This is a genomic window from Pseudomonas sp. NPDC088890 (genome assembly GCF_044900155.1).
GTDB lineage: Bacteria > Pseudomonadota > Gammaproteobacteria > Pseudomonadales > Pseudomonadaceae > Aquipseudomonas > Aquipseudomonas urmiensis.
Window position 1 is genome coordinate 254,942 of the sequence record NZ_JBJDNG010000008.1, and the last position, 12,049, is coordinate 266,990.

Consider the following 12,049-nt stretch of genomic DNA (forward strand, 5'->3'; position numbering starts at 1 on the left):
GACCGTGATGTTCAAATGTTTCACCGTGCTGCTGCTGGTCAGCGTGTCCCTGGTGGGCTGCGACCGTGTCGATCCTAACTCACCGCTGGGGCAGCGCAAGGCGATCTTCAAGCAGATGCTCAAGACCAGCGAAGACATGGGCGGCATGCTGCGTGGGCGCTTACCCTTCGATGGCGGCAAGTTCGCCGACGGCGCGCTGAAGCTCGATAGCCTGGCCCATGCGCCATGGCAGCACTTTCCACAAGTGCAGGATGAGGGCGACAGCAGTGCCCGGGCCGAGGTTTGGCAGCGGCAGGCGCGTTTTGAGGATCTGGCGCGGCAGTTGGAAAGTGTCACCGCGCAATTGGTAGGTGTGACGCGTACTCAACCGCTGGAAATGGCGCAATTGAAGGCACCGATGGACAAGGTCGAAGCCGCCTGCAAGGCCTGTCATAGCGAGTTTCGCAACCACTGACAGCGCCGTAATGCTGTTCACTTAAGATTCTGGGGCCGCTTTGCGCCCCTTCGCGGCGGTTCGGCGCTCCGACAAGCCCGCTCCCACAGGTATAGCGCCGCTCGGACGGTCGGCGCCGTACCTGTGGGAGCGGGCTTGCCCGCGAAGGGCCGCAAAGCGGCCCCAAAGCAGGCGACAAGGGCCTTAAGTGAACAGCATTACTGTAGGGGCTATTTATCCAGCTCGGCCTGCGCCTGTTTCAGCTCGGCTTCAGATTCCGCCAGCTTGCTCTGGCGCTTGGCAATCTTGCCTGGGTCGCCCTTGGCTTGCGCCTGTTTGAGGTCCGCCCGGCGCTCTGCAACTTCAGCCTCGGCCTTGTCGATTTTTGCTTGGCGCTCCGCGCGCAAGCCTTCATCGGTACAGTGCTCGGTATTCTCTTTCAGCGCTTTTTGCAGTCCGCGTACTTCGCCGGAGTTCTGCCGGGATTGGGCTTGCTGCAACTGCTGCTCGATGGCATCACGTTTGGCCGCGCAGCCAGTCAGGCCGGGGCTGAGGATCTGCGCCGCTTGCAGCGAGCCCGCCGGCAAGAAAGCTAAGGTACTCAGCAAGGCCAGGGTAGACAGCTGTTTCATGGGGCCTCCTATACAGGGTAATGGCAACAAAAAGTGTAAGGGCATAGTGCGCTCAACGCTTTGCTCCGTGAACCCAGTAACGGCAAATATGGCCCCTTTTCAGACGGCTCCTACAGCTTTAGTGGCATCGATTGATTGAAATCAACGCTCCAGCTCGTCCAGCGCGCTCTGCAGTTCTTTCTTCGATTCGGCGAGCTTGTCCTTGCGCTTGTTGATCTTCTCGGCATCGCCTTTCTTCATCGCCTTGTCCAGGTCCTTGGTGCGCTGGTTCACTTCATGGCGGGCATCGAGCACCTTCTGCTCGCGCTCTTTGCGCAGGCTGGCGTCGGTGCAGTGCTCGGTGACTTCGCTCAGGGCCTTCTCCAGACCGGCCTGCTGGGCACTGTTGCCGTGGGCGCGGGCCTGTTCGATCTGTTCGCTGATGGCCTGACGCTTGGCTGCGCAACCGGTCAACCCGGGCTGCTGCTCGGCAGCCAGCGCAGAATGGGCGGACAGGCAGAACACGGCGGACAGGGCGAGGGACGAGAGCAGTTTCATCAGGGACTCCATTCGAAGGCAGGGCAACGGAAAATGAAATGCTGCCCTGAACCGGCAAAATTAGAAACCCTTGATTGCGTGCAGGCGCAATTGCGCGGCCAGTATCTGCACGTCGTCATGCTGGAAGAAAGCGCGCAGTTGCTCGGCCCGGCGGCGGCCGATGCCGGGTTGCGCCAACCATTGCTCGGTATTTCTGGCGGTCAGGGTCGACCAGTCGGAACCCAGGTCGAGATCCTTTGGCGCCGGTACACCGATAGCGCGCAACCAGCGTTGGAAGGGTTGTTGACGGGCTTGCTCGAAGGCCTGCAGCAATTGCCCGGCGCGTTTCTCGCCAATCCCAGGGATGCGCAGCAAGTCGGCGCGCGTCAGATTCAGCCAGTCGTCAAGGTTGCCGACCGCAGCGCTGTCGACCAGCTGCGCCCAGGTCGATGAGCCCAGCTTTGCCATGGCCAAGCCCTGCTTGCTGCTGAGCCAGTTCAAGCGGGCGATAAATTGCTCCCTGCAGCTGTCGCTGTCTTGCCAGCAACTGAGAGGGTGATGCCGAGTGGGGACCGGCGCAGCCACAGGTTCACGATGCAAACTGCGATGCACCACGCTGTCCAGGCGGGGGATGGTCAGCCCCGCCAGGCTCACGGCCACCTGGTCGCCGGGGCGTATGTCCAATGCTTGCCAGCGCGCGAGTGATCCCAGGCTGACCAGGCTGATTCGGCGATCATCCAGGGTCAGCGGCTCAAGGTGCAGCATGGGGGTGATTCGACCTGTCCTGCCGACCCTGAAGCGAACGTTTCGGACCTCAGCCAGCGCTTGCCTGAACGGGTACTTCCACGCTGCGATCCAGTACGGCGGTTTGGCCCGCCAGCGCGCAGCCGGTGGGCGACGGTCCAGACGCAAGATCACCCCGTCGGTGGCGAAGGGCAGCGGCGTGCGATACCAGCGCTGGCGCCAATCAGCGGCCTGCTCGTAAGTGTCGATGGCCACGCTGTAGCGCTGGCTGTCGGCAAAACCCAGTTCTGCCAGCTTGGCCAAGCGTTCGGCCTGGCTGGCGGGGCCTTGCGGCCAATCCCAGACGAACAGCCCGATATTCTGCCCTTGCTCGGCATTGATCTGCTTGCGTGCCAGCAACCCGGCGACAGTCCCTCGGGCATTGAGCCCGCCAGCACTCGCTTGTATATGCTTATCCAGCGCCCAGTACAGCTCGCCTTGCAAAACCATATCGAGCGGCTGTGGCAGTTGCCGAGTCAGGCCGCCTAGCGCTGGGATATGCCGGCTCCAGTCGTGGCCATGGATGCCATCGCCCCGGCTAAGCAATTGCCTCAGGCGGCCCTGGCGGAAGACCAGCGATACTGCGACCCCATCGACCTTGGGCTGAATCCAGATGCCCTGCTTGCCACGCATCCAGCCAGCGACCGCCTGCTCGTTGGCCAGCTTTTCGACGCCGGTGTGCGCGACAGGGTGGGGAATCTGGCCGCGAGCGCTTGCCAGCGGGTTATCGATGGTGTTGAGCGAAAAGCAACTTTGTAGCCAGTGAAAGCGCTGCCGGCTCTGGTCGTACAGTTCATCCGTTACCAGCGAAATGCCGTGGCGATGGTAGTGCTCATCCCATTTGGCCAGTGTGGCTTGCAGTTGCTCACTTTCTTGTCGCCCTCGTTCAGCGGACCAGGTAGGGCAGTCGGCAGCGACGGCTGTGGATAAGTAGACGCTAACTAGAAAACCAACGAGCAGCTTGAGCGACATGGCCAGCATCCTTGCATGGCGGTGTGGAATGCTCAGCCTAGGCAGCCGACGGCGGGTTTGCAGGGCGCAGTTGTCAGCCGATATGTCACAAAAAAGCCCCTGCCGATTACGCGGCAGGGGCTTTCGTCTGTAGCTGTAGGACGCTTACAGGCCGGCAGCGTCACGCAGCGCTTGGGCGCGATCGGTACGCTCCCAGGTGAAGGTGGTGAAGGTGTCGTCGCCGACAGTCTTCTGCTGCGGAGTACGGCCGAAATGGCCATACGCTGCGGTCTCCTGGTACATCGGGTGCAGCAGGTCGAGCATGGTGGTGATGGCGTACGGACGCAGGTCGAAGCACTCACGCACCAGCTGGACGATCTTGTCGTCGGAGATCTTGCCGGTGCCGAAGGTGTTCAGCGAGATCGAGGTAGGCTGCGCCACGCCGATGGCGTAGGACACCTGGATCTCGCAGCGCTCGGCCAGGCCAGCGGCGACGATGTTCTTGGCTACGTAGCGGCCAGCGTAGGCAGCCGAGCGGTCGACCTTGGATGGGTCTTTGCCGGAGAACGCGCCGCCACCGTGACGGGCCATACCGCCGTAGGAGTCGACGATGATCTTGCGACCGGTCAGGCCGCAGTCACCCACTGGGCCGCCAATGATGAACTGGCCAGTCGGGTTGATGTGGAACTGGGTGTCCTTGTGCAGCAGCTCGGCAGGCAGGGTGTGCTTGACGATCAGCTCCATCACCGCTTCCTGGAGGTCTTTTTGCGACACTTCAGGGTTGTGCTGGGTCGACAGGACGACGGCATCGATACCGACTACCTTGCCGCCTTCATAACGGCAGGTGACCTGCGACTTGGCATCCGGACGCAGCCACGGCAGCAGGCCGGACTTGCGCGCTTCGGCCTGGCGCTCGACCAGGCGGTGCGAGAAGCAGATCGGCGCTGGCATCAGCACGTCGGTTTCGTTGCTGGCATAGCCGAACATCAGGCCCTGGTCGCCAGCGCCCTGATCCTCTGGCTTGCTGCGGTCAACGCCTTGGGCAATGTCCACCGACTGCTTGCCGATGATGTTCATCACTGCGCAGGTGGCGCCGTCGAAGCCGACGTCGGAGCTGTCGTAGCCGATGTCGATGATGACTTTACGGACGATTTCTTCCAGGTCGACCCAGGCCGACGTGGTGACTTCGCCGGCGATGATGGCGACACCGGTCTTGACCAGGGTTTCGCACGCGACACGGGCGAATTTGTCCTGGGTGATGATGGCGTCCAGGACCGCGTCCGAAATCTGGTCGGCGATCTTGTCCGGATGCCCTTCGGACACGGACTCGGAGGTGAAAAGGGAGTATTCGCTCATCTCGACGGGTTCCTAAAATTTACCGAATGGTGAGTGTCGCCAGCCGTCCGCTGGAAATGTCGGACCTGAATCTGGAAACCGTTACGCAAGCCCACATAGAGGCTGTCCCCGGGTAGCAGCCCGGCAGCATGGGCCCACTGGGCCAGGTCGTCCTGCTCGAAGCCAAGCCACAGGTCGCCGCAGGCATCGCGCGCCCAACCCTGGTCATGGCTGCACAGCTCGGTGACCAACAGGCTGCCGCCTGCCTTCACCCGTTTGGCCAACTGGCGCAAGGCCAGGGCCGGGTCGCTGAAATGGTGCAAGACCATGTTCAGCACGACGCAGTCGGCTTCCACATCCGTTGCACCCAGTGCATCGGCCAACTGCAGATTTACATTACCCAGGCCTTCACGTTCGCAGACCTGGCGGGCCAGCTCGAGCATGGTCGAGCTGTTGTCCATGGCGGTGACCTGGGCGAAGCGGCGGGCCAGGTCAGGCAGGAAGCCGCCGTCACCGGGGCCCACTTCCAAGGCGCTGGCGGCAGGCCCGAAACTCAGCTTATCGAGCAGCGCCAACAGGCTTTCGCGGTACTGCGGCAGACCGGCGATCAGGTCTTGCTGGGCGCGAAACTTCTCTTCTACACGCAGGAAAAAGTCCTGGCTGGTGGCCGCGCGGCGCTGCTGTACTTGAGCGATGCGCGCCTGCACATCCTCCGGCAGGGCCAGGTCGTCGACTTCTTCGAGCAGGGCGCTGTGCAGGCGCCCGCCCGGACGCAGGCTGTCAGGCAGGGCGCGGCGGTAGAAGATGGCATTGCCTTCGCGGCGGGTGGCGACCAGGTCGGCCTGGGCCAATACCTTCAAGTGGTGGCTCATGCCCGATTGGCCGATGTCGAAGATCTGCGCCAACTCCAGCACGCCGAACGAGTCACTGGCCAAGGCGCGCAACACATTCAGGCGTAGCTCATCGCCACTGGCTTTGCACAAGGCAGCCAATGCGTCGCTTCGCTGAACGGGAATGGGTTGGGCGCGTAGGTTCATAGCGCGGCAGTCTAGACAGGCATCGTTGCCCTCGCAATAGCAATATCAAAAAGTTTTGATATTGCAAGACGTACGGTTTGCTGGCCGCGCGAGCGGCGGGTACAAGCAAAGAGAGTGGGATGAGCGCGTGGGAGCGGGCTTGCCCCGCGATGGCGTCCGTGCGTTAACCATCGCTATCGCGGGGCAAGCCCGCTCCCACGCAGTACAGGCTCCCACGCAGTACAGGCTCCCACGCAGTACAGGCTCCCACGCAGTACAGGCTCCCTGAAAATGCTCCGCAGAGTCTGCCCGGTATCGGTTTGCACCAGCGTTTTTCATGAATTGCCCCCTAAACACAGGAAAAATACCCAACTGCGACCATCCGTCATTGCCCCCAGGCCGCCTGTGGGGGAAAATGGCCGCCTTTTTGCGTTCCACTACTTATTCAAAGCCCCAGGAGACTTAGCGATGCCCAGCCGTCGTGATCGTGCCAACGCCATTCGTGCCCTCAGCATGGATGCCGTGCAAAAGGCCAACAGCGGCCACCCAGGTGCCCCTATGGGCATGGCGGATATCGCCGAAGTGCTTTGGCGCGACTACCTGAAGCACAACCCGAGCAACCCGAGCTTCGCTGACCGTGACCGCTTCGTGCTGTCCAACGGCCACGGCTCGATGCTGATCTATTCGCTGCTGCACCTGACCGGCTATGACGTCACCATCGACGACCTCAAGTCGTTCCGCCAGCTGCACAGCCGCACCCCAGGCCACCCGGAGTTCGGCTACACCCCAGGTGTCGAAACCACCACCGGCCCGCTGGGCCAAGGCCTGGCCAACGCCGTAGGCTTCGCCCTCGCCGAGAAAGTGCTGGCTGCCCAGTTCAACCGTGAAGGCCACAACATCGTCGACCACAACACCTATGTGTTCCTGGGTGACGGCTGCATGATGGAAGGCATTTCCCACGAAGTCGCTTCGCTGGCCGGTACCCTGGGCCTGAACAAGCTGGTCGCCTTCTACGACGACAACGGCATCTCCATCGACGGCGAAGTGCACGGCTGGTTCACCGACAACACCCCAGCGCGTTTCGAAGCCTACAACTGGCAGGTCATCCGCAACGTCAACGGTCACGATGCCGACGAAATCAAGATGGCCATCGACACCGCTCGCAAGAGCGACCGTCCGACCCTGATCTGCTGCAAGACCATCATTGGTTTCGGCTCGCCGAACAAGCAGGGCAAGGAAGACTGCCACGGCGCGCCGCTGGGCAACGACGAAATCGCCCTGGCCCGCAAAGAGCTGAACTGGAACCACGGCCCGTTCGAAATCCCTGCCGACATCGCTGCCGAGTGGGATGCCAAAGCCGCCGGTGCCAAGGTCGAAGCCGAGTGGAACCAGCGCTTCGACGCTTATGCCGCCGCCTTCCCGGAACTGGCCAGCGAGCTCAAGCGTCGCCTGAGCGGTGATCTGCCAGCTGACTTCTCGGAAAAGGCCGCTGCCTACATCGCCGAAGTCGCAGCCAAGGGTGAAACCATTGCCAGCCGCAAGGCCAGCCAGAATGCCCTGAACGCCTTCGGCCCCCTGCTGCCTGAGTTCCTCGGCGGCTCGGCTGACCTGGCCGGCTCCAACCTGACCCTGTGGAAAGGTTGCAAGGGTGTCGAGGCCAATGACGCCAGCGGCAACTACGTGTTCTACGGCGTGCGTGAATTCGGCATGACTGCGATCATGAACGGCGTTGCCCTGCACGGCGGCCTGGTGCCTTACGGCGCGACCTTCCTGATGTTCATGGAATACGCCCGTAACGCAGTGCGCATGTCGGCGCTGATGAAACAGCGGGTGATCCACGTCTACACCCACGACTCCATCGGCCTGGGCGAAGACGGCCCGACTCACCAGCCGATCGAGCAGCTGACCAGCTTGCGCAGCACACCGAACCTGGACACCTGGCGCCCAGCCGATGCGGTCGAGTCGGCCGTCTCCTGGAAAGCCGCACTGGAGCGCAAGGACGGCCCATCGGCGCTGATCTTCTCCCGCCAGAACCTGCAACATCAGGACCGCGATGCCCAGCAGATCGCCGACATCGCCCGTGGTGGCTATGTGCTCAAGGACTGCGCAGGCGAGCCTGAGCTGATCCTGATCGCCACCGGTTCCGAAGTGGGCCTGGCGGTGCAGGCGTTCGCCAAGCTGACCGAGCAGGGCCGCAAGGTGCGCGTCGTTTCGATGCCAAGCACCAGCGTGTTCGACGCCCAGGACGCTGCCTACAAGCAATCGGTACTGCCGCTGCAAGTCGGTGCCCGCATCGCCATCGAAGCTGCCCACGCCGACTTCTGGTACAAGTACGTAGGCCTGGAAGGCCGCGTCATCGGCATGACCACCTACGGCGAATCGGCTCCGGCCTCGGCGCTGTTCGAGGAGTTTGGCTTCACCCTGGAAAACATCCTGGGTACTGCTGAAGAGCTGCTGGAAGACTGATGTAAAGTCTGGGGGCTTTGCCGCCCCCTTCAATCGCGGGGCAAGCCCGCTCCCACGCCAGCTCGCGAATACTGGCTGGCGTGGGAGCGGGCTTGCCCCGCGATGGTCATACAACGCTTCGATACGTGAGCCCGGCATGCCCCATCCGCGTCCCTACAAAGTTGCACTCAACGGTTACGGCCGCATCGGCCGCTGTGTCCTGCGCGCACTGGTCGAGCGAGGGGCGAAGGCGGGCTTCGAGATCGTTGCACTGAACGATCTGGCCGATCAGGCCAGCCTGGAATACCTGACACGCTTCGACTCCACCCACGGGCGTTTCCCCGGTGAGGTGAAGGTCGACGGCGATTGTCTGCATATCAATGGCGACTGCGTGCAGGTTTTGCGCAGTGCCACCCCTGAAGGGATCGACTGGGCCGCCCTGGACGTCGACCTGGTGCTCGAATGCACCGGCGCCTACAACACCCGCGCCGATGGCCAGCGCTTCCTCGATGCCGGCGCGCCTCGGGTGCTGTTCTCCCAACCGATGGCCAGCGAGGCGGATGTCGATGCCACGGTGGTCTATGGGATCAACCAGGATTGCCTGACCGGCGCCGAGCGGCTGGTGTCCAATGCCTCCTGCACCACCAACTGCGGCGTGCCGCTGCTGCGCGTGTTGGACCAGGCCTTTGGCATCGAGTACGTGCAGATCACCACGATTCACTCGGCGATGAACGACCAGCCGGTGATCGACGCCTATCACCACGAAGACCTGCGCCGCACCCGCTCGGCATTCCAGTCGGTAATTCCGGTGTCTACTGGCCTGGCCCGTGGCATCGAGCGCCTGCTGCCGGAACTTGCCGGGCGAATTCAGGCCAAAGCGGTACGCGTGCCGACCGTCAACGTGTCGTGCCTGGACATCACCTTGCAGACCGCTCGCGATACCACGGCGGCCGAGGTCAACCGGGTGCTGCGCGACGCCGCCTTGAGCGGCCCGTTGCAGGGGCTTGTGGCCTACACCGAGCTGCCGCACGCCAGCTGTGATTTCAACCATGACCCGCATTCGGCCATCGTCGATGCCAGCCAGACCCGCGTTTCCGGCCCCCGCCTGGTGAACCTGTTGGCCTGGTTCGATAACGAATGGGGGTTCGCCAACCGTATGCTCGACGTTGCTGACCACTATCTGCACGTCGTCCACCAAACCCGCACCAAACAGCCCTGAAGGACTGCATTCATGACCGTGTTGAAGATGACCGACCTCGACCTGCAAGGTAAGCGCGTACTGATCCGCGAAGACCTCAACGTGCCTGTGAAGGACGGTGTGGTAGCCAGCGATGCGCGTATCCTGGCTGCGCTGCCGACCATCAAGCTGGCCCTGGAAAAAGGCGCCGCGGTAATGGTCTGCTCGCACCTGGGTCGTCCGACCGAGGGCGAGTTCTCCGCCGAGAACAGCCTCAAGCCCGTCGCCGACTACCTGAGCAAGGCCCTCGGCCGCGAAGTGCCGCTGGTTGCCGACTACCTGGACGGCGTCCAGGTCCAGGCCGGCGAGCTGGTGCTGTTCGAGAACGTGCGCTTCAACAAAGGCGAGAAGAAGAACGCCGACGAGCTGGCGCAGAAGTACGCCGCCCTGTGCGACGTGTTTGTCATGGACGCCTTCGGTACCGCCCACCGCGCCGAGGGTTCGACCCATGGCGTGGCTAAGTTCGCCAAAGTCGCTGCTGCCGGTCCGCTGCTGGCAGCCGAGCTGGACGCCCTGGGCAAGGCCCTGAAAGCCCCGGCCAAGCCGATGGCAGCCATCGTCGCCGGCTCCAAGGTGTCGACCAAGCTCGACGTGCTCAACAGCTTGAGCAACGTCTGCGACCTGCTGATCGTCGGTGGCGGTATCGCCAACACCTTCCTCGCCGCAGCTGGCCACAAGGTTGGCAAGTCGCTGTACGAGCCTGACCTGGTCGACACCGCCAAGGCCATTGCGGCCAAGGTCAATGTGCCGCTGCCGGTGGACGTGGTGGTTGCCAAGGAGTTCGCCGAGAGCGCCCAGGCCACCGTCAAGCTCATCGCTGAAGTCGCTGACGACGACATGATCCTGGACATCGGCCCGCAAACCGCCGAACAGTTCGCTGAGTTGCTCAAGACCTCCAAGACCATCCTGTGGAACGGTCCGGTCGGCGTGTTCGAGTTCGACCAGTTCGGCAACGGCACCAAAGTGCTGGCCAAGGCCATTGCCGATAGTGCGGCATTCTCCATCGCGGGCGGTGGCGATACCCTGGCAGCCATCGATAAATATGGCGTTGGCGGCGATATCTCCTACATTTCTACCGGTGGCGGTGCGTTCCTCGAATTCGTCGAGGGCAAGGTTTTGCCCGCCGTAGCGATCCTGGAAGAGCGGGCCAAGGCCTGAGCATGAAGGCGCGCGGCAAAGGGAGCGACCGAATGGTCAAGCAATTGCCTGTGATGATCGTGGCGGGGCTGCTGAGCGCTTGCTCCAGCGGTCCGGCTGCGGACGCCGAACCGTCGCAGTCGCCCCAGGGCGGCTGCTATCAGTCCCAGTGGCAGGCGGAAACGGTGCCGGTGATCAACAAGCGCTTGGGCCCGGATGGCCTGGAAAAGTACGACGACGAGCACCAGCGCAAGGCGCCGGGTTGCCCTTGATCGGGTGACGAGCAACCAACTGGACCTTTCGTGGTCTTGGACAAAGGGGCCGCGGTGCGGCCCTTCGCGGGCACAGCGCTGACCTGTAGGAGCGGGCTTGCCCGCGAAGGGCTGCACAGCAGTCCCAATTCGAGGAAACTGAATGAAAGCGCTCATGGCCTTTGCGGCCCTGGCGACACTGGCAGGATGCTCACTGCTGCAGCCGGCGCAACCCGCCCCGGCAGACAACTGGACCCGCTGGGTCTGCGATACCCAGACCGAGGTGCTCTGGCGCTTTGCCGACGCAACCCAGGATTCGGTCGACGTACGCCTCGGCGGCGGCGACCAGGTCTACCGGCTCAAGTCCGAGCCGGGCGCTTCCGGCGCACTTTACAGCGACGGCGTGCTGGCCCTGCACACCAAAGGCGATGAAGGCCTGGTGTACTGGGTAGCAACCAACGATCTGATTGGGCGGGGCTGCAAGGCACCGTGACTGGCCGGGCCGCCATGGTGGCCCACACTACTTGAACAGCAACCGCCCCTGCGGCAGGCTTGCACGAAACAACGACGCTTGTCGGGAGAGAGATACACAATGGCACTCATTAGCATGCGCCAGATGCTGGACCACGCCGCCGAGTTCGGCTACGGCGTTCCAGCTTTCAACGTCAACAACCTCGAGCAGATGCGCGCCATCATGGAAGCCGCCGACAAGACCGACTCTCCGGTCATCGTGCAGGCCTCGGCCGGTGCTCGCAAATACGCAGGTGCGCCGTTCCTGCGCCACCTGATCCTGGCCGCGATCGAAGAGTTCCCGCACATCCCGGTGTGCATGCACCAAGACCACGGCACCAGCCCGGATGTCTGCCAGCGCTCGATCCAACTGGGCTTCAGCTCGGTAATGATGGACGGCTCGCTCGGCGAAGACGGCAAGACCCCGACCGACTACGAGTACAACGTGCGCGTCACCCAGCAGACCGTCGCCATGGCGCACGCCTGCGGCGTTTCGGTGGAAGGCGAGCTGGGCTGCCTGGGTTCGCTGGAAACCGGCATGGCCGGTGAAGAAGACGGTATCGGCGCCGAAGGCGTTCTGGATCACAGCCAGATGCTGTCCGTCAGTGAATTTTCCGCAGACTTCTTCAAGTAGTCCCAGGTCGATGCCCTGGCCATCGCCATCGGCACCAGCCACGGCGCCTACAAGTTCACCAAGCCACCTACCGGTGACGTACTGGCGATCGACCGCATCAAGGAAATCCACAAGCGCATCCCTAACACTCACCTGGTGATGCACGGTTCTTCCTCGGTGCCTCAAGATT

The 12,049-nt window shown here is 62.9% G+C and carries 11 protein-coding genes and 1 pseudogene; 7 read left to right on the forward strand and 5 right to left on the reverse strand.

Features of this window, described 5'->3' with window-relative positions:
- The first annotated feature begins 7 nt into the window (after window positions 1-7).
- Window positions 8-454 (forward strand): cytochrome c, encoded by a 447-nt coding sequence (locus tag ACI2JX_RS18690; RefSeq protein WP_264236699.1) that lies wholly within the window; start codon window positions 8-10, stop codon window positions 452-454.
- A gap of 209 nt (window positions 455-663) precedes the next feature.
- On the opposite strand, the gene ACI2JX_RS18695 is transcribed toward ACI2JX_RS18690, so the two are convergent.
- From ACI2JX_RS18695 to ACI2JX_RS18715, 5 genes are all read right to left on the reverse strand, one after another.
- The gene (locus ACI2JX_RS18695) at window positions 664-1,065 is read right to left on the reverse strand and encodes a DUF1090 domain-containing protein (RefSeq protein WP_368973283.1); all 402 of its coding nucleotides are present in this window, start codon (window positions 1,063-1,065) and stop codon (window positions 664-666) included.
- Between the two features lie 141 nt (window positions 1,066-1,206).
- Window positions 1,207-1,602 (reverse strand): DUF1090 domain-containing protein, encoded by a 396-nt coding sequence (locus ACI2JX_RS18700; RefSeq protein ID WP_186557556.1) that lies wholly within the window; start codon window positions 1,600-1,602, stop codon window positions 1,207-1,209.
- Window positions 1,603-1,662: 60 nt separating this feature from the next.
- Window positions 1,663-3,336, reverse strand: a complete 1,674-nt coding sequence (gene ligB / locus ACI2JX_RS18705) for an NAD-dependent DNA ligase LigB (RefSeq protein WP_404690699.1) — start codon at window positions 3,334-3,336, stop codon at window positions 1,663-1,665.
- Window positions 3,337-3,480: 144 nt separating this feature from the next.
- A complete protein-coding gene (gene metK / locus ACI2JX_RS18710; protein WP_186557554.1) occupies window positions 3,481-4,671 on the reverse strand; it encodes a methionine adenosyltransferase in 1,191 nt (396 codons plus the stop codon).
- The gene (locus tag ACI2JX_RS18715; protein WP_186557553.1) at window positions 4,668-5,687 is read right to left on the reverse strand and encodes a metalloregulator ArsR/SmtB family transcription factor; all 1,020 of its coding nucleotides are present in this window, start codon (window positions 5,685-5,687) and stop codon (window positions 4,668-4,670) included. Before ACI2JX_RS18715 ends, metK begins: the two co-directional genes overlap by 4 nt.
- A gap of 447 nt (window positions 5,688-6,134) precedes the next feature.
- Between ACI2JX_RS18715 and tkt the strand changes: the two genes are divergently transcribed.
- From tkt to ACI2JX_RS18745, 6 genes and pseudogenes are all read left to right on the forward strand, one after another.
- Window positions 6,135-8,132 carry a transketolase gene (gene tkt / locus ACI2JX_RS18720; RefSeq protein WP_264236702.1) on the forward strand — a complete coding sequence of 666 codons (1,998 nt, stop codon included), beginning with the start codon at window positions 6,135-6,137 and terminating at the stop codon, window positions 8,130-8,132.
- Window positions 8,133-8,268: 136 nt separating this feature from the next.
- Entirely contained in the window at window positions 8,269-9,330 is a 1,062-nt protein-coding gene (gene epd, locus ACI2JX_RS18725) for an erythrose-4-phosphate dehydrogenase (RefSeq protein ID WP_404690700.1), read from the forward strand.
- Window positions 9,331-9,342: 12 nt separating this feature from the next.
- Window positions 9,343-10,506, forward strand: a complete 1,164-nt coding sequence (locus ACI2JX_RS18730; protein ID WP_368973287.1) for a phosphoglycerate kinase — start codon at window positions 9,343-9,345, stop codon at window positions 10,504-10,506.
- Window positions 10,507-10,538: 32 nt separating this feature from the next.
- On the forward strand, window positions 10,539-10,757 hold the full coding sequence (locus ACI2JX_RS18735) for a hypothetical protein (protein ID WP_186557544.1): 219 nt from the start codon (window positions 10,539-10,541) through the stop codon (window positions 10,755-10,757).
- Between the two features lie 142 nt (window positions 10,758-10,899).
- Window positions 10,900-11,229 (forward strand): MliC family protein, encoded by a 330-nt coding sequence (locus ACI2JX_RS18740; protein ID WP_186557542.1) that lies wholly within the window; start codon window positions 10,900-10,902, stop codon window positions 11,227-11,229.
- 99 nt (window positions 11,230-11,328) lie between these two features.
- Window positions 11,329-12,049 (forward strand): annotated as a pseudogene (locus tag ACI2JX_RS18745) (ketose-bisphosphate aldolase); the annotation flags it as partial.

Excerpts from the sequence above, each read along its gene's own strand:
- ACI2JX_RS18690 (WP_264236699.1), top strand. The coding sequence starts at position 8 with ATGTTCAAATGTTTCACCGTGCTGCTGCTGGTCAGCGTGTCCCTGGTG.
- ACI2JX_RS18715 (WP_186557553.1), bottom strand. The coding sequence starts at position 5,687 with ATGAACCTACGCGCCCAACCCATTCCCGTTCAGCGAAGCGACGCATTG.
- ACI2JX_RS18730 (WP_368973287.1), top strand. The coding sequence starts at position 9,343 with ATGACCGTGTTGAAGATGACCGACCTCGACCTGCAAGGTAAGCGCGTA.
- ligB (WP_404690699.1), bottom strand. The coding sequence starts at position 3,336 with ATGTCGCTCAAGCTGCTCGTTGGTTTTCTAGTTAGCGTCTACTTATCC.
- tkt (WP_264236702.1), top strand. The coding sequence starts at position 6,135 with ATGCCCAGCCGTCGTGATCGTGCCAACGCCATTCGTGCCCTCAGCATG.
- metK (WP_186557554.1), bottom strand. The coding sequence starts at position 4,671 with ATGAGCGAATACTCCCTTTTCACCTCCGAGTCCGTGTCCGAAGGGCAT.
- ACI2JX_RS18695 (WP_368973283.1), bottom strand. The coding sequence starts at position 1,065 with ATGAAACAGCTGTCTACCCTGGCCTTGCTGAGTACCTTAGCTTTCTTG.
- ACI2JX_RS18735 (WP_186557544.1), top strand. The coding sequence starts at position 10,539 with ATGGTCAAGCAATTGCCTGTGATGATCGTGGCGGGGCTGCTGAGCGCT.
- ACI2JX_RS18700 (WP_186557556.1), bottom strand. The coding sequence starts at position 1,602 with ATGAAACTGCTCTCGTCCCTCGCCCTGTCCGCCGTGTTCTGCCTGTCC.
- epd (WP_404690700.1), top strand. The coding sequence starts at position 8,269 with ATGCCCCATCCGCGTCCCTACAAAGTTGCACTCAACGGTTACGGCCGC.
- ACI2JX_RS18740 (WP_186557542.1), top strand. The coding sequence starts at position 10,900 with ATGAAAGCGCTCATGGCCTTTGCGGCCCTGGCGACACTGGCAGGATGC.